The sequence below is a fragment of the Chryseobacterium gregarium DSM 19109 genome (assembly GCF_000430845.1).
Lineage (GTDB): Bacteria > Bacteroidota > Bacteroidia > Flavobacteriales > Weeksellaceae > Chryseobacterium > Chryseobacterium gregarium.
Genome location: NZ_AUMU01000006.1, coordinates 57350 through 74684, shown reverse-complemented (window position 1 = coordinate 74684; position 17335 = coordinate 57350). Strand labels below are relative to the sequence as shown.

The window sequence follows — 17335 nt, the reverse complement described above, 5'->3', positions numbered from 1 at the left end:
TTTAAGAAATTACATCAAGCTCCTTTCCTACTTTTTCAAATGCCGCAATGGCTTTATCAAGGTGTTCTCTGGTATGTGCCGCGGAAAGCTGGACCCTGATTCTCGCTTTTCCTTTCGGTACTACAGGATAGAAGAACCCGATCACGTAAATGCCTTCATCCATCAGCTTTTCCGCCATTTTCTGGGCTAAGGGTGCATCATACAACATCACCGGAACAATCGCAGCATCACCATCGGGAATATCAAAGCCTTTGGCTTTCATTTCCTTTCTGAAATATTCTGCATTTTCCATTACCTGATCACGGAGAGAAGTATCTTCGGAGATCATATCCAAAACTTTCAGAGCTGCCCCTACAATTCCGGGAGCCAGTGAATTGGAAAACAAGTAAGGTCTTGAACGCTGTCTCAGCATATCAATGATTTCCTTTTTACCGGAAGTAAATCCGCCCAGGGCACCGCCCAAAGCTTTCCCCAGCGTAGACGTAATGATGTCTACCCTGCCCATCACCTCATTGGCTTCATGGGTTCCGCGGCCTGTTTTCCCGATAAAGCCGGTAGCATGGGAGTCATCTACCATAACCAATGCATCATATTTATCTGCAAGGTCACAAACACCTTTCAGGTCTGCAACAATTCCGTCCATAGAGAATACACCGTCCGTTACAATAATTTTGAAGCGGTGGCTTTTTTCAGAAGCGGCAATCAGCTGAGCTTCCAGATCTTCCATATTGTTGTTTTTATACCGGTACCTTGCCGCCTTACAGAGACGGACCCCATCGATGATTGAAGCATGGTTCAGTTCGTCTGAAATAATCGCATCTTCTTCCGTAAACAAAGGTTCGAAAACCCCGCCGTTGGCATCGAAGCAGGCTGCATATAAAATAGTATCTTCCAGTCCTAAAAATCCAGCAATTTTCTGCTCCAGCTGCTTGTGGATATCCTGAGTCCCGCAGATGAAACGAACAGACGACATTCCGTACCCGTGGGACCCGATCATGTCCTGGGAAGCTTTCATTACTTCCGGATGGTTGGATAATCCCAGATAATTATTGGCACAGAAGTTCAGCAGCCTTTTCCCATTGGCTTCTATTTCCGCACTCTGCTGGGAAGTAATAATCCTTTCTTTTTTGTAAAGGCCGTCATATTCAATATTCTGCAGTTCGTTCTGTAAGTTTTCAAGATACTTTTTAGAGATCATTTTCTGATAAATTTTTGGTATGCTAATTTAATAAAAAAAAGCCGTTTCAAACTTATGAAACGGCTTGGTTATTTGATGATCGTAAACTTTGTTATTTCTTGATAAATTTAATGTTCCTCTCTTTTATCTTAAATACATAGATTCCGGGAACGAGCTCTGAAATATTAATGGCCTTTTCAGGTACGCATATTCCCTTTCTCACTAATTTTCCGTCGGTGAAGTAAATGGTGAAGTCTGCCGGTTTATCAATTCCTTTGATATACAGCTCGTTTTTCGCAGGATTCGGATATAATGCAAACGCTTCCTTAGCCGCCTCAGCAGTTCCTAAACTGGTGTCCATTGTCACCGTAGAATTTCTTTCCAGGATCTGATAATCATAATTGAATTCCACACTGGCAACCGGGAAGGTTACCGACTGTACGAAATACTGGTTATTCGTGGTATTATTCAAAGCAAAATAGGCGACTTGGCCTCCAGTCCCGTTGACTTTTACCGGCAACGGCATCTCGAAGAAACTTACCGTCGGACTGCTTTGGGTCTGGGATGCTCTGAAAGTCAAAGAATTTCCCGTCTGTTTCCATCGGATATCATAAACGGGATAGCCTTCCCCATAGATCCAGTCATTAAAGAACCCTGTAAAATCCTGTCCTGTCGACTGTAATAAAGAAGCATTGAAATCCTGTGTCTTTACATAATTATAGGCAAGAGCCGGTCTTGAGTGGTATTGCTGAAGAGCCTGATAAAAAGCGGCATCTCCCAAAATCCATTTCAGCATTCTCAATACATAGGCTCCTTTCGAATAGGATAGCCTCCCGTTGAAAATGGTGCCGGTACTTCCCAAATCGGAATCTGCAACATACACACTGCCGTCAGGTGCTCCTGTGACATAATTTTTCTGGATGAGCAGATAATCTAAAAATTCCGTATTGGACATTAACAATTTTTCATTGGCCACATGTTCGCCGAAAGTGGCGAAACCTTCATTCAGCCAGATATCATTCCATGCTCCGCAGGTGACTTTGTCGCCGAACCACTGATGGGCAAGTTCATGGGCAATCAGTCCTCTTCCCCAAGAACCCATTGAAGTCATGGTCTGGTGCTCCATTCCGCCTCCGGCCTGGAATTCCATATGCCCATATTTTTCATTCCTGAAAGGGTAAGGTCCGAAATAGGTTTCAAAAGTATTCATTACCGTTTTAGTCCATTCGATATTGCTCATGCTGGCCGTATCGGAAGCGGTGGAAGGAAATATATAATTGACAAAAGGGAAAGGAGGATTTCCCATCGTATCATTAAGCTTGACAAAATTGGTCACTGAAAGCGCAATCAGATAAGCTGCAGTGGGATATTGGGTCCTCCAGAACGTCCGTTTCTGTCCGTTGCCCAAGAGGGTTTCAGACATCAGTTTTCCGTTGGAAGCCACATTATACTGGGAAGGCGTAGTTACTTTAATATCGACTCTTTCAATCTTGTCATTCAAACTCTGTTTGGTGGGGAACCAATCCTGTGCCCCGTAAGGCTCATTTAATGTCGACAAAACAGCAGTTCCCCCCTGAGTGCCGTTGAAGAAAGCGTTGTTTGCCATTGAAGGCGCCCCGGAATAATATACCGTAAGAGAATCCAGCACATTGGCGGCAACGGATGCTGCAAAATTAATCTTCAGCTCTTTGGTGGAAAGCTGCTGAAAGCTGAGATTCTGACCATGATAGACGACCTGGGAAACCGGCATCTGATTATTGAGGTCAAAATAAATGCTGTTCATTACCTGATTCGGTTTGAAATGAGAAGTTACCGAACCGGAAATATTATATACGGAAGGATTGATGGTAACATCCATGCGCTGGTACTGAAGATCATAATTCAGGGTGTTGGGATTGGTATTGCCTGCATCCATTTTATGGGCAAAAGATTTCATCTCCTTTGCAATCAGTCCTTTTTTTTCCGGATTATCATTTTGAGAATACAATTGCTGAAAAACGACAGCACTCAAAAGAAAAAGGTATAATTTTTTCATATTTTAATAGAATTGGTTCAAAGATAAAAAAAACCTTATAATCATTGATTAAAAGGTTTTTATATTAATTAATTTTTAATTTTTCTAAAGATCGAGTGCGGGCTCCAGAATCTTCTCCATTCTCTTCTTCACCATATCTACAGATCCTGCATAATTATTGACCATCAGTGAAAAAACGAGTGTTTTTCCTGAGTTTGTTTTCATATACCCTGCCAGGGTTTTCACTTTATTCAGGGTTCCGGTTTTGGCAAAAACCTGCCCGTTTCCGGTACCGATAAACATTCTTTTCAAGGTTCCTGACTGCCCTCCTACCGGTAATGAACTGAAGTAAGTCTTATAATATTTTTCCTCCATTAAAGACGTTAAGAACTTGGCCTGGGCAATCGGGGTTACATTATTGCTTCTTGAAAGCCCGCTTCCGTCGATATAATTCAGTCCGATCATGTCAAAGCCTTCATTTTTCAGATGTTCCGTTACCACTTTCCTGCCGGATTCAGAGGTCTGGTCTCCCAAACTCTGGAATCCGACGGTTTTTAATAAAGCTTCTGCCAGACCGTTATCACTGTGCTGATTGGTATAATAAATAATGTCACTCAGGGTCGGAGACTTATACACTGAAACCAGTTTCCTGTTTTCCGGATGGGCATCCGTCATCCTGGGCGTTACTTTTCCGGTAACGGCAATTCCGCTTTTTACCAGGTTGGTTCTGAAAGAATTGGCCAGATAAGCCGGAGCGTCCGGCAGCTTTGTCGTCAAAATACCGTTTCCTTCATACATATCGGCATACACCATCTGGCGGTTGTACGGAGAAACATAGAAGAACTTCTTTTCAGTTGAGAAGTTATTAGCCTTCTTCACGATCAGTTTTTCATTGGCCGGATTGATTTCGCGGGTGGTTCCTGCAGGCAGATAGTAATTATTGTTTTCCAGCCAGACAACATTTTCCGGAAGCTTTGATAGATTGCCTTTGAAAAGCGCTGTCTGAATGATAATATCACCATTTACCTTTTTGATTCCCTCACGGGAAAGTCCGTCTCTGAAATCCGAAACAATATTGCTGTACGACCAGGCTCCTGCCTTGTTGGTCCCCAAAGAGGGGTCACCGCTTCCTACAATATACAGGTTTCCGTTTAATACGCCGTTTTCATCAACGCTTCCAGAATATTCTAACTGTGTATTCCAACGGTAATTTTCCCCCAGCAGACTCATCGCTGTCTCCGTGGTTAACAATTTCGTAGTGGAAGCCGGAACTAAGGGCGTATTTTCGTTATACGAAGAGATTACCTTCTTCGTTTTCGGGTCATACACTACGAATCCCCAGGTTGCATTTTTCAGCACCGGATCGGTCATCATCGTGTTTACATTAATGTCAACAAGTTCTTTAGGCGACAAAATAGCTTTTTCTGCCATCGCAGTGATGGGAGAAGGTAAGTTTAAACTGCTTTTCTGATTGTCGTAAGCCTGAGAATACAGAACTGTGGAAACGGTAGACTGTGCAAGGAAAAATCCTGAAGCCAACACCGCAACACTTGAAATATACTTTCTGAAATTTACCATCTATTTTTTCATTTTCTTATAATTTGGATAGGTTAAAAATCAATTGGTTAAATTGATCTTTAGATACCAAACATATAATCAACGGCCAAATGTAGAAAATATTGCGGTAGCTAGGTTTAGGGTAGTCTTATAAAAACTCCATAAAATTTGTTAAAAACTGTTAAAAGTCAACATAAATGTCTTTTTTAATACTTTGATAGGCTGTGATTTCTGAAAATTCATTCAAACTTAACAGAATCAGCTTTTTATATTCTTCATACTTTTTGCCGCGCGGAAGCTTCAGCATGATCTGAAACTGGTACAGGTTGTTAAGCTTTCCGATCTGTGCTTTTTCGGGGCCCAAAATACAGTCTTCCGGAAGGTATTTTCTGAGAACCGATCCTAAAAACTGGGAAGCCCGGTTGACCTTATCTTCTTTACGGTGCTTGAGCTCGATCATAATCAGTTTCGTAAACGGAGGGTAGTGGAATTTTTTCCGTTCCGTTAAAATATATTTATACACTTTTGCCGGATTGTTCATCTTGATCAGCTGGAACACAGAATGCTCCGGATTGAAAGTCTGGATTAAGATTTTCCCTTTCCCAGAAACCCTTCCCGCTCTTCCGGAAACCTGGGTAATCAGCTGGTATGCCCTTTCCTCCGCCCTGAAATCCTGAACGTACAGCATGGAGTCTGCTTTGGGAATGGCGACCAGTTCAATATGGTCAAAATCCAGCCCTTTGGAAATCATCTGGGTCCCGACCACGATATCGGTTTCGCCGTCTTCAATTTTTTCGTACAGTTTTTCGTAGGCAAATTTCTTCCGCATGGAATCCACATCCATCCGGTCCACTTCATGATCGGGAAATAATTTGGATACCTCTTCATGAATCTGTTCCACTCCTACTCCTCTTTCATTAAGATTTTCAGAATAGCATTTCGGGCAGGTCTTCGGTTTGGAAGCCCGCTGGCCGCAGTAATGGCATTTCATCTCATTGGCCGCTTTATGATAGGTCATCACCACATCACAATTGGAACAGTAATTTACGTAGCCGCAGGTCTCACACTCCACCACATTGGCATAGCCGCGGCGGTTATGAAGGACGATGGCCTGGTTTTTTTCTTCCAGGGTCTTTTTGAGCTCATCGATCAGATGTAAAGAGAAGTTCCCGGAAACTTTTTTGGAATCCTGCGCTTCCTTGAAATTAATCAGCTCATATTCAGGCAGGCTGACATTCCCGAAACGCTCATCCAGAAAGACATATTTTATTTTATCTTTACGGGCATTGTAATAACTTTCCACGGAAGGTGTGGCCGAACCTAAAATTACTCTGGCACCGTAGAAACCACCCATCACCAACGCTGCATCTTTCGCATTGAAATAGGGAGAAACCTCTCTTGGCCGGTAGGCAGAATCATGCTCTTCATCCACCACAACCAGCCCCAGGTTTTCAAATGGGAGAAATAAGGCATTCCGTGTCCCGATGAGGACTCTGATATCATTCTGCCTGATTCTCCGCCAGACTTCCACCCGTTCAAAATCGGTAAGCTTCTGATGATAGAATCCGAGCTGCCTTCCATATTTCTTTTCCAGTCTCTGGGTAATCTGCTTGGTTAAGGAGATTTCAGGAAGCAGAAACAATACATTTTTCCCTTCGCTAATGCATTCTTCAATTTTTTCTAAATAAATATGGGTTTTCCCCGATGAAGTTACGCCGTGAAGCAGCACGTTTTTTCCTTCTTCGAATGCTTCATCAACTTCAGCCTTTGCTTCTTTCTGGGCTTCGGAAAGTGCTTCCAGCACTTCAATTTCCCCTTCATAGCTTTCAATTCTGTCCTTCTGCATAGAATATTCTTCGACCAGATTTTTATCAGCCAGGGACTTGAAATGCGAGCTTGCAAAATATCCGTCTTCAAACAGTTCCGATTTCCTGATATGCCCTTCAGGATGTTCCGCCTGCTTTTCCAGAATATGAAGCAGAAGTTCTTTCTGCTTCTGTGCTCTTTTCAGACTCAGAAGAATATCCGTAAGGGTCTGATTGTTTACAACCTCTTCTTTGATTTTAACGTATGCAATTTCTTTCGCTTTGTATTTCTCAGCAATTTTTTCGTCAATTTCAATATACTGCAGATCAATCAGCGAATTGATGGTTTTAATAATATCTTTTTTCGGAATAAACGCTTCAATATCCGTCAGGTTAATCAGCTGCCTGATTTCCAGCGCCTGGATCAGGTACATTTCATTCACGTCCAGATTTTCAAAATCAACCGTTATATGGGGTTTCAGCTTTAAATAGGTTTCACTTTCGAGTTTGAGGGAAGAAGGGAATGCAAAACGGTAAATCTCTCCTAAACTGCACAGGTAATACTCTGATAGCCAGTTCCAGAACCTGATCTGTTCATGCGGAACAATCGGTTTATCATCCAGAATGCTGATCACTTCTTTTGCCACAAAACTTTCAGGTGTATTATCGTGAAGCTCAAATACAATTCCGGTGTAAATTTTCTTGCCTCCGAACGGAACGAGCACCCTCATCCCGATCCGGATTTCAGGCTGTAGCTCTTCCGGGATTTTATAAGTAAAAGATCCTTTAAGATTTAACGGTAAAACAATTTGGGCGTATTGCAAAAGAAATATTTTAAAATGTAAAATTAGATTTTTCTTAAGAGAACTGCAATTTTTTCTACTTTTACAGATGTAATATCAAATAAAACATCAACCATGAAAAGGATCGTTTCTTTATTCCTCCTGTTTTTCATCATGACTGTTCATGCTCAGGAAAAGACATTGTTGAAAAAAGGAGCAATTACCATTCCGCTCGGCAAAAAAGTTATTTTAAAACCTGCATTTGAAAATGATAAAATAACAGACTTTGAGATTGTATCTGAGAACAGTACAGAGAAGAAAGATATGTTTGATATGCTTGAAAACTTTAAAAAAGACGATACAGAAGACAATAGCATTGAGTTTATATTTTCCGAGGCAAAAATGATGAACGATTCTGTAATCACCTTGTTCACCGTGCAAAAAACAGGGAAAAAGATGAATTTCAAAGCGAAAATCAGATTAAAAGGAAGTTCTCTGTATCATTCAACTTCAATTATGCCCGCTCACAGCAATGCTGCTTCCGTAGAACAGTGGAGAGATGCTATTGATTCTATTTTCCTTTATGATTTTGAGCTGGTGAATTAAAGCCATTTATCTGATTGGCCCTAACTAAAGATAAAAACGGTCCTTCATCCTAGCCCCGATTGCAGTGGAAATCCTTTTTTTAAGAAAAAGATTGCATCGGAAAGCGGGAAACAGCTCCTAAATATTAGTAATAGGCAATAGGTAATAATGAATGCTTCACTTCGTTCAGTGTGATTTATTTCAGAACAGGAATTCAATAATCTGGTACCAGAATGTGGAAGTAAACAGTCCAATTATAATACTGAATCCGATGGTTAAATTGGCCAGTTTGGTGTTTAGCCTGAACTGTTCTGCGATGATGCTTGACGTTAAAACGACCGGCATTGCGGATTCAAAAACAGTAATTCTGGCGATATTCCCTTTTATCCCGAAAAGCAAAGCGAGCAATAACGTTATGGCAGGTGCCAAAACTAATTTGTACAGCATGGAAACAGACATTTGCGGAAGTAATTTTTTCCATCCACTGAATTTCAACTGTAAACCGACTGAAAATAGAGCCAGCGGGCTTACCGTTGCGGCCAGTTTATCAAAAAAAGGTTCTGCCAGAGTGAAATCGATGAACTGAGATAAAATCAATGCGGCAATACATCCCACCAACGGCGGAAAGGTCAGCAGCCGTTTTAAGATCAGCTGTGCACTCACTTTCCCAGATTGGCTTCCGCCCTTTATGGCTGCTATGATCCCTAGTGTGGAAAGGGCAAAAAACATGGTTTGGTCACAGATGACGGCGATGCTCAACAGACTTTCCCCATAAAATGCGGAAATGAGCGGAAAGCCTAAGAATGAAGTGTTGCTGTAACCGCTTACCAGTTCCAGGGTACTTCTAGAACGCCTTGAATAGCCTCTGCTCCTGCTATAAAACATCATAAAGAAAAAACAGAAAACCGAAGTCAGAAAGGTCGCTATGATCGGAAAAAGCATTTCATTCGTCCAGTGAAGTTTCGGTAAATATTTGAATGAAACGGCTGGTAATGCCAGGTAGAGAATCCAGGTATTGATGCCTTTGTGCGCATCATGATGGATGGATTTTGTTGCTTTGAAAACCATTCCTGCGATAATGCATACTGCGATCAGAACAAAATTTACCATCGTTTTTATAAATGTTTTGCAAATTTACGGCTGATTTTTCAGTTGGCGGACGAAAATTTTTTTTTTAATGTGAAGTATAATGTGATTTTTAATACAACGGTTGATTTGTCATTCTTCTGAACGACTATTCTTTAGATGAACTGTTAAGATCTATTTAGGTTTTAAGAATATTATGAAACTGTTTATATTTATTTCACGCAGATTTTCATGTGCATTAAGAAGGCTTTGAAAGTTTTTACAAAACTCACAAAACAGAATCTATACAGAGATTCTTCACTGCACTTCGTTTTGTTCAGAATGACAAGATCGGAATTGCTAATTTATCGTATCCCAAAGGCTTATTGCCTCAACTTTTCCCAAAGGTTTCGAAAGGATGATTCTTTTTGACGTTTTCGGAAGCAGATCAAAAAAATTGTCGCTGAAATGCACCTCTCCCATCAGATAAACATCTTTCGCCAGGACATCGGTAGAAATTTCGATTTCCGTAGAAGAGATTTTTCTGACTTTAAGATTGGGTTTTGTGAGCTTCAAATCTTTCGGTTTTGCAAAGAAATGGGTATTTCGGGCAATGGTTTTTTGATTTTTATCTTTAATGGAAATATCGAGAACAATCTCATTTCTGTCTGCATCCCCGATGATCTCTTCAAGTGAAAACGGATCAAACTTCACGATACTGTTATCATTCAAATCCTTGCTATCCGAAGTTCCTGCTGAACCCAATTTTTCCCCGTTGAATTTAATAATATCGAAACTCACATAGACATCATTAAACTTCCGGAAATCATCATTAATCCCGTAAAAACTCAGGATCCCGTCTTTCTCTTCCGTTAAAATTACCTGATTTTCGAAACTTCTCTTAACCTGATAATGCAATGCTTTCCAGTTTCCCAGATAATCAATCGATGACCACGAAATCACCGGCCAGCAGTCATTCAGCTGCCAGTACAAAGTTCCCATATTGTAAGGTTTTGCCCGTCGGTGCGCTTCAATTGCGATCTGCATTCCACGGGCCTGGAGCAACTGCGAAACGTAATTGTATTTCACAAAATCTTCCGGGACAATATAATCACGCTTCATGTATTCATCAATAATATGGAAGCCCCGTACATTTTTTTCGTGTGCTTTTATGGTTGGGTGTTCCAGATTTAATTCCGGTTTTTCTGAAAACATAGATTTTACAGCTTCCAGGCCTGGCATTCCCTGAAAACCATATTCCGAAGCAAATCTCGGAACTTTTTCGTTATAAATTTCAAACGGCTGTTCGCCCCACCAGACACCCCAGTAATGAGAATCGCCTTCGGTTAAGCTTTCCTTATGTCCCCACCCGATTGATGGGGAACTCGGCCAGTAGATCACCTGATTTTTCCCGGCAACTTCATCAATTGCATTGGGAATCACTTCATGGAAAAGCTTTTTATAATCTTTCCAGACCTGTAATGAATCTTCTTTTGAATATTTGAACTGCTTCTGATAACCCCAGTTGAAAATGGCTTCATCAATTTCATTGTTCCCGCACCACAAGGCTATTGAAGCATGGTTCTGAAGCCGATTCACCTGATCTTTTACTTCCTCTTTTACATTGTTGAGAAAATCTTCATCGGACGGATAAAAACTACCTGCAAACATAAAGTCCTGCCAGACCAGAATTCCGTTTTCGTCGCAGGCTTTGTAGAATTCTTCATCCTCGTAAATTCCGCCACCCCACACACGGATCGTGTTCATATTGGCTTCCTTACAGTCTTTGATCAGCTTCCGGTATTTTTCTTTCGTAATCCTTGGGCTAAAACTGTCGGACGGAATCCAGTTAGTTCCTTTTGCATACATGGGCCGACCATTGACTTTAAAGTAAAAAGATTTTCCGTTTGCATCTTTCTCCTGAATTAATTCGATGGTTTTTAAACCAATCCGTTCCACTTTATCGGCTAGAATTTTTGAATCTTTCAGTAAGGAAATTTTTAAGTCGTATAAATTCGGCTCACCCCAGCCATTGGGCTGCCAGAGCTTGGGATTTTTAATCTGATAAGGGATTGAGATCCTGTTTTTTCCTAGTTTTAAAGAAACATTCTGAACATTACCGTTTACTGCAACACTGTACTTTCCGGCTTCCTGTGCAAAAATTTCAGTGTGGATCTGTAATTCTGCCTGTTTCCCAGTTACTGCTTTCTGCTCTATTCTTACATTTTCTATTTTAGCGCGGTTCCAGAAATTCAATTGTACGTCTTTCCAGATTCCGGCTGTCACTAATCTCGGACCCCAATCCCACCCGAACTGGTACTGTGCTTTTCTAATAAAGCTTCTTGGGGATTCAGGCATCGTGAACGGAACTTTTTTCGCCAGCTCTTTTCCGGCATTTACCGAAGATTTAAATTTAATCTGTAATACATTATCTCCAACCTTTAAATCCTTCTTAACCGGAATTTCCCATTTCCGGAACATATTATCTGTTTTTGTCAACAGCTTTCCATTCAGATAAATTTCAGAAAAAGTATCCAGTCCATTAAAAACCAGATCAATATTTTGATTCTCCAGTTCTTTTGATGAAATTTTAAATGAAGCCTGATAATCCCAGTCTTCATTCTCTATCCATTGCGCTTTTTTCTCATTTTCATCTTTGTAAGGATCGGAAATGATTTTATTATTCATTAAATCCAAATGAACCGTCCCCGGCACCGTGGCAGTAAGCCAAGAGTTCTCTTTCGTATTTTTGAACTGCCATTTCTCAGAAGACAGGCTCCGCTCTGAAAACTGGGCATTGATTGATATCTGAATGAAAAGGAAAGCAAAAAATATCGATTTGTTCATCTACAAATGGTTTATGATTCTGTGAATTCCATCTTTTATAAGAGGTATATTAAAATTAATAAGAAGTCCAAGCTTTAAATAAGTCAGCTTTAAATAAGTCAGCTTTAAATAAGGCATTTTTAATGTATATTTCTTTGTATTTTAATGGACATAATGGTTGTTTATATCAAATCCTGATTTTTTCAACTCATATGCCAAAGCCTGTTCATATGTATTTTCTAATAATCCTATTCCCAGATTTTTGTGAACTTCCAATGCTGATCCTATGATTTTATAGGATAATTCATTTTCTGTCATTTGTGCTTGTTTATTTTTTAAACGCAAAGTTTTATTTTTAATATCGTTATATTTTAGGGATCAAAGATAAATCAATACATTGATTTGATTAAGCGTGTGTTATATTCAAGCTTAATCAGCGACATTGTCGCAACTCTTTGCCTTCTTAAAATTATATCAGATTGTAATAAAACTTTGCAATTTAAGATTAAGCTATTTATTCTTTAAAGCAACAACCTCATCCGCATTGGCAAAAGCACCGCCATCGGTAATTGCTGAAGAATGGAAATATCCGGCTTTAGTAAATTCTCTAAGCTCCTGAATATTGGTTGAACGCAAGCCGCCGCCGACTAAAATTTCGATTCTTCCGTTCGATCGCTCCACCAGTTTTTTCAGGTTTTCTTTTCCTTCTGAGACATTGGGTTTCTGCCCAGAGGTAAGAAGGGTTGTAAAGCCGCATTCAATTACTTTCTCCAAAGAATTTTCCAAATCCTTTGCCTGGTCGAAAGCCCGGTGAAATGTACATGGATACGGTTTTGCCAACTCAATTAACTCTTTATTCTGCTCCCTGTTCACCTCATCTTTTTCATCTAAAATTCCGAATACAAAACCATTAACCTGTAAAGTTTTTAACTGGGTCAGGTCATGTTTCATCTGTTCAAATTCGGCATCAGAATAGGTAAAGTCTCCGCCCCGGGGACGGATCATCACAAAAACCGGAATGTCTATTTTTTCCCGGAGCTGTTTTACCGTTTCAAAATCAGGCGTTGTGCCACCTTCGGCTAATCCGTCGCAGAGTTCTATCCTGTCGGCACCGTTTTTAAAGGCGATCATTGCAGATTCGGGGTTGAAGCAGGCGATTTCTATTTTTGACATTTGAATTTAGGGGAATTAATTGATAATTATTTTAATGCAAATTCAGGTTTTTCCAGGCGGTTTCCTTTCTGGTCATGTACGGCAAAATTAAATCCGTCCTGAATACAGTATGACCCATATTCCCCTTTTTTATTGATGGCAATAAAACCGACCTGGATGTCTTTCAGGTTTTTATTTCTTGTTTTGGTAATCCGGACAATCCTTTCCACAGCTTCTTTACAGGCCTGCTGCGGATGTTTTCCCTGCCTCATTAATTCTACGACCAGATGTGTTCCCACCATCCGGATCACTTCTTCACCATGACCGGTTGCCGTTGCCGCACCTACTTCATTATCTACAAATAATCCTGCACCGATAATCGGAGAATCCCCTACTCGTCCGTGCATTTTAAAAGCCATTCCGCTCGTCGTACAGGCTCCGGAAAGGTTCCCTTGGGCATCCAGGGCTATCATTCCGATAGTATCATGATTTTCAATGTTTACAATAGGTTTGTACTTGCTGTCTTTCAGCCATTCTTTCCACTCTTTTTCAGATTCGGCTGTCAGAAGGTTTTCTTTTTTAAAGCCCTGTGAAAGCGCAAACTGTAAGGCGCCATCACCAACGAGCATCACATGAGGCGTTTTTTCCATCACCCCTCTTGCGACAGAGATCGGATTTTTAATCTGTTCGAGGCATGCTACCGAACCGATGTTGTAATTTTCGTCCATAATGCAGGCATCCAGCGTTACTCTGCCGTCTCTGTCGGGACGCCCACCATACCCGACGCTTCTTTCAGTCGGGTCCAGCTCTACTAAACGCACCCCTTTTTCAACAGCATCCAAAGCTCTTCCGCCTTTCCCCAAAATGGTCCACGCTTCTTCATTAGCCCGCAATCCGAAATCCCAGGTAGAAAGGACGATGGGCTTGTTGATCGCTGCATTATTCTGAGGAGTGTTCTTAGCAATCAGATCCAGAGGATTTAAAAGAAGTGCGGATGACAATATCCCTGTTGTTTTTATAAATTTTCTTCTTGAAGACATTTTTATGGTATTAGATTGTATTTTTTAAGATTCAATGTTTATGCTTTGGAATTTAAATTATTTCGCTCCGATTTCATCCACAAACAGCCATGCTTTAGAATCTGCTCCCGGATTTCCTGCCGGAATAATCCCGGCATTTTCTATTTTGATTCTGATATATTCTGAATTTTGATTTCCTACGTTAAGTTTAATGTTACCATTTGAACTCTTAATTTCATTTTTCCCGATTTCTTTGATCAGTTTAAAATCTTTATTATCATCAGAAACAAAAACCTGAGCAGATTTTGCCAAATGGATCCAGCTTCCCTTATTATCCAGCGTATTAAAATACAATTCTGAAAATTGGGTTTTATGTCCGAAATCAATGGTTGCCACTACATCTTTTCCCTGGAAACCGAGCCAGGTTTTCCCTAACTGCTTTCGGTTCCCAATAATTCCGTCAACCAGCGTAAAAGAGCCTCCGAATGAATAATTTTCACTGGGCTGATATTCTAAAGTGATTTTTTTTCCGGTCGTTTTTGATGTTGTAAAAGCCTGAGAAGAAACGGCAGATTTTAATTCTCCATTTTCGAAATAAGCAGATTTTAGGGTCATTGACTTTGAAACTGATATCGGATTCTGATAGGTTGCCGAGTTTGGTGTTGGCTCGCTTCCGTCAATCGTAAATTTAATCCCATCTGGATTTTGAGAGGTTGACAGCTCATAAGCCACACCATCAGAAGCTGAGATAACTTTTCCATTGATATTGTAAATGCTTTTTGCATAATTAATCTTCATTGCATCCAGCACTTTAAACTCGTTAATCACACGGCTTTCAAATTCTTTATAGTTTTTAGGATCTGAGGTTCCCCAACCCACCTCAGAAAGAGCAAATAACCTTGGAAAAATCATATACTGAACCTGCTTAAAATCAAGGATATATTCCGTCCATAAATTGGCCTGTACCCCCATGATGTATTTTGACTGTTCGGCATTCAGCTCTTCAGGAACCGGACTGTAAGAATATACTTTATCCAGAGGCGTAAAACCTCCGAAAGCATTCGGCTCCGTCTGCGGATCGCCCTGATAATGATCAAAATAACAGTAGGAACCCGGAGTCATCACCGCAAAATGATTTGATTTGGCAGCTTCTACTCCGCCTTTGATTCCGGTCCAGCTCATAACAGCCGCATTCGGAGCTAATCCGCCTTCTAAAATCTCATCCCAACCGATGATTTTCCTGCCTTTGCTGTTTACATATTTTTCAATTCTCTGGATGAAATAGCTTTGCAGGCCGTGTTCATCCTTCAGGTTATTTTTCCTGATCAGTTCTTGGCAGTGTGCACACTCCTTCCATCTTGTTTTAGGGCATTCATCGCCACCGATGTGAATGTATGGTGACGGAAAAAGCACCATCACTTCATCCAGAACATTTTCTAAAAATGTAAATGTTTCTTCTTTCGGACAGAAAACATCATCAAAAACGCCCCATTTCGTAGCCGGTTCAAAAGGCCCTTTCGTACAGGCTAATTCGGGATATGCTGATAAAGCAGCCAGTGCATGGCCGGGCATCTCAATTTCAGGAACCACGGTAATATATCTTTCCTGCGCATATTTTACCACTTCTTTGATCTGCTCCTGTGTATAGAAATACGGTCCGTATGGTTTTCCGTCAAAAGTATGATCAACATACGCTCCGATCATGGATTCTTTACGCTTTGAGCCGATTTGCGTCAGTTTCGGATATTTTTTAATCTCAATTCTCCAGCCCTGGTCATCGGTTAAATGCCAGTGAAAAGTATTGAGTTTGTACATGGCCAGATAATCAATGTATTGTTTTACTTCTTCAACAGTGAAGAAATGGCGGCAGACGTCAAGGTGCATCCCTCGCCAAGCAAACTTGGGTGCATCCTCAATCTTCATGGCCGGAATCTTTTTACTTTCTTTAAATTCTTCAAACAATTGAATCAAAGTTTGAAGCGCCAGAAAATAACCCTGCTTTGTATATGATTGAATTGAAATCTGTTTGGAAGTAATTTCCAGGGAATAAAACTCGTCATTTTGTTTTGGGTTTTTTGAGTCTGGCAATTGAGAATATACCAGATGTGCGTTTGGCTTACCGGAATTTTGAAATTTCAAAATTGAATTCGATTTCTTTTTAAGGTATTCGGTTTCTTCTCTTGGAAGCCCATTATCCAAGGACATTATTTCAGGAATAATAAATTCGCCCTGTAAAAAATCAACTTTTTGTGGATAAGGAATTAAATTCAGCTTTGTCTGAGATAAAAAACAGGTTGAAATCAATAAAGAAAAGACCAAAAGAATACGCAGCATCTTGTTAAGTTTAGATTTTAGCGAATATAATTATTTTCTGAAAAATTTGAGGCTACTATTAAAAAGATCTTAACCTGGATAGAATAAACCATTTTTTATGGTGTCTTGAAACAGAAATTCGAGACACAGAAACTTCCGCTAAAAATTAATGCTGTACCTTCCTGTGTTGACCAATAAAAGTATAAAATAACCTTGTCGATGGACAAGGTTATTATTTTATTAAAACTGCATTTCAGGAATTTCACCTTCAATAATCAGTTCTGCTTCAGTAGACTTTATGATATGTTCCACGGAAACTCCTGGCGCCCGTTCCACAAGTCTGAAACCTGCAGGCGTAACATCCAAGACGGCTAATTCAGTCACTACTTTTTTAACACAGCTGATCCCGGTTAAAGGAAGTGTACATTTCTTAAGGATTTTGCTTTCTCCGGCTTTGTTGACATGCATCATCGCGACGATGATATTTTCTGCCGAAGCCACCAGATCCATGGCGCCGCCCATTCCTTTGACCATTTTTCCAGGGATTTTCCAGTTGGCAATGTCTCCGTTTTCTGAAACTTCCATGGCTCCGAGGATGGTAAGGTCTACTTTCTGGCTTCTGATCATCCCAAAACTGAATGCAGAATCGAAAAATGAACCTCCGTCTAAAATCGTGATGGTCTGTTTTCCGGCATTGATGATGTCTGCATCTTCCTCTCCTTCGAAAGGAAAAGGGCCCATTCCCAAGACTCCGTTTTCGCTCTGGAATTCTACAGAAAGATGGTCAGGAACATAATTGGCCACCAAAGTCGGGATTCCGATTCCCAAGTTTACGTAATATCCGTCTTTAACTTCTCTGGAAATACGTTTTGCTATATCTTCTTTACTTAACATATTTGTAATTTGAAAATTTGATGATGCGGCAATCTGAAAATTGCTGCTGTCTGTTTATTTTTTGAAATAATTTCATGAATATCCGTTAGCTGAAAACGAATCGTTCAATTAAAAAATTTATTCTGAAAATTATTTTGTTAATGATC

11 protein-coding genes and 1 pseudogene are annotated in these 17335 nt (G+C 40.3%); 1 reads left to right on the top strand and 11 read right to left on the bottom strand.

Going from position 1 to position 17335, the window contains the following annotated elements:
• Nucleotide 1: 1 nt before the first annotated feature.
• The 4 genes from kbl to priA all read right to left on the bottom strand — a co-directional run bounded on the left by kbl (nt 2) and on the right by priA (nt 7377).
• Nucleotides 2-1198 (bottom strand): glycine C-acetyltransferase, encoded by a 1197-nt coding sequence (gene kbl / locus H561_RS0106965; RefSeq protein WP_027386353.1) that lies wholly within the window; start codon nt 1196-1198, stop codon nt 2-4.
• Nucleotides 1199-1289: 91 nt separating this feature from the next.
• Entirely contained in the window at nt 1290-3212 is a 1923-nt protein-coding gene (locus H561_RS0106960) for a M1 family metallopeptidase (protein WP_027386352.1), read from the bottom strand.
• A gap of 84 nt (nt 3213-3296) precedes the next feature.
• Nucleotides 3297-4769, bottom strand: a complete 1473-nt coding sequence (dacB, locus tag H561_RS0106955) for a D-alanyl-D-alanine carboxypeptidase/D-alanyl-D-alanine endopeptidase (RefSeq protein ID WP_027386351.1) — start codon at nt 4767-4769, stop codon at nt 3297-3299.
• Between the two features lie 160 nt (nt 4770-4929).
• Nucleotides 4930-7377 carry a replication restart helicase PriA gene (gene priA, locus H561_RS0106950; protein WP_027386350.1) on the bottom strand — a complete coding sequence of 816 codons (2448 nt, stop codon included), beginning with the start codon at nt 7375-7377 and terminating at the stop codon, nt 4930-4932.
• 93 nt (nt 7378-7470) lie between these two features.
• Between priA and H561_RS0106940 the strand changes: the two genes are divergently transcribed.
• Nucleotides 7471-7941: a hypothetical protein gene (locus H561_RS0106940; RefSeq protein ID WP_155845756.1), complete on the top strand. Its 471-nt coding sequence runs from the start codon at nt 7471-7473 to the stop codon at nt 7939-7941.
• 180 nt (nt 7942-8121) lie between these two features.
• On the opposite strand, the gene H561_RS0106935 is transcribed toward H561_RS0106940, so the two are convergent.
• The 7 genes and pseudogenes from H561_RS0106935 to H561_RS0106905 all read right to left on the bottom strand — a co-directional run bounded on the left by H561_RS0106935 (nt 8122) and on the right by H561_RS0106905 (nt 17189).
• Entirely contained in the window at nt 8122-9030 is a 909-nt protein-coding gene (locus H561_RS0106935; protein ID WP_027386348.1) for an AEC family transporter, read from the bottom strand.
• Between the two features lie 315 nt (nt 9031-9345).
• The gene (locus H561_RS0106930) at nt 9346-11832 is read right to left on the bottom strand and encodes a beta-mannosidase (protein ID WP_027386347.1); all 2487 of its coding nucleotides are present in this window, start codon (nt 11830-11832) and stop codon (nt 9346-9348) included.
• Nucleotides 11833-12129: pseudogene (locus H561_RS23610) on the bottom strand (GxxExxY protein).
• Nucleotides 12130-12321: 192 nt separating this feature from the next.
• Nucleotides 12322-12984, bottom strand: coding sequence for a copper homeostasis protein CutC (locus tag H561_RS0106920; protein ID WP_027386346.1), 663 nt, complete (start codon nt 12982-12984; stop codon nt 12322-12324).
• Nucleotides 12985-13010: 26 nt separating this feature from the next.
• Nucleotides 13011-14003, bottom strand: a complete 993-nt coding sequence (locus tag H561_RS0106915; RefSeq protein ID WP_027386345.1) for an isoaspartyl peptidase/L-asparaginase family protein — start codon at nt 14001-14003, stop codon at nt 13011-13013.
• 57 nt (nt 14004-14060) lie between these two features.
• Complete coding sequence (locus H561_RS0106910) at nt 14061-16316, bottom strand: beta-N-acetylhexosaminidase (RefSeq protein WP_027386344.1); 2256 nt, start codon at nt 16314-16316, stop codon at nt 14061-14063.
• 219 nt (nt 16317-16535) lie between these two features.
• The gene (locus H561_RS0106905; protein WP_027386343.1) at nt 16536-17189 is read right to left on the bottom strand and encodes a 3-oxoacid CoA-transferase subunit B; all 654 of its coding nucleotides are present in this window, start codon (nt 17187-17189) and stop codon (nt 16536-16538) included.
• Nucleotides 17190-17335: the final 146 nt, after the last annotated feature.

Excerpts from the sequence above, each read along its gene's own strand:
- dacB (WP_027386351.1), bottom strand. The coding sequence starts at position 4,769 with ATGGTAAATTTCAGAAAGTATATTTCAAGTGTTGCGGTGTTGGCTTCA.
- H561_RS0106940 (WP_155845756.1), top strand. The coding sequence starts at position 7,471 with ATGAAAAGGATCGTTTCTTTATTCCTCCTGTTTTTCATCATGACTGTT.
- kbl (WP_027386353.1), bottom strand. The coding sequence starts at position 1,198 with ATGATCTCTAAAAAGTATCTTGAAAACTTACAGAACGAACTGCAGAAT.
- H561_RS0106915 (WP_027386345.1), bottom strand. The coding sequence starts at position 14,003 with ATGTCTTCAAGAAGAAAATTTATAAAAACAACAGGGATATTGTCATCC.
- H561_RS0106960 (WP_027386352.1), bottom strand. The coding sequence starts at position 3,212 with ATGAAAAAATTATACCTTTTTCTTTTGAGTGCTGTCGTTTTTCAGCAA.
- H561_RS0106930 (WP_027386347.1), bottom strand. The coding sequence starts at position 11,832 with ATGAACAAATCGATATTTTTTGCTTTCCTTTTCATTCAGATATCAATC.
- H561_RS0106920 (WP_027386346.1), bottom strand. The coding sequence starts at position 12,984 with ATGTCAAAAATAGAAATCGCCTGCTTCAACCCCGAATCTGCAATGATC.
- H561_RS0106905 (WP_027386343.1), bottom strand. The coding sequence starts at position 17,189 with ATGTTAAGTAAAGAAGATATAGCAAAACGTATTTCCAGAGAAGTTAAA.
- H561_RS0106910 (WP_027386344.1), bottom strand. The coding sequence starts at position 16,316 with ATGCTGCGTATTCTTTTGGTCTTTTCTTTATTGATTTCAACCTGTTTT.
- H561_RS0106935 (WP_027386348.1), bottom strand. The coding sequence starts at position 9,030 with ATGGTAAATTTTGTTCTGATCGCAGTATGCATTATCGCAGGAATGGTT.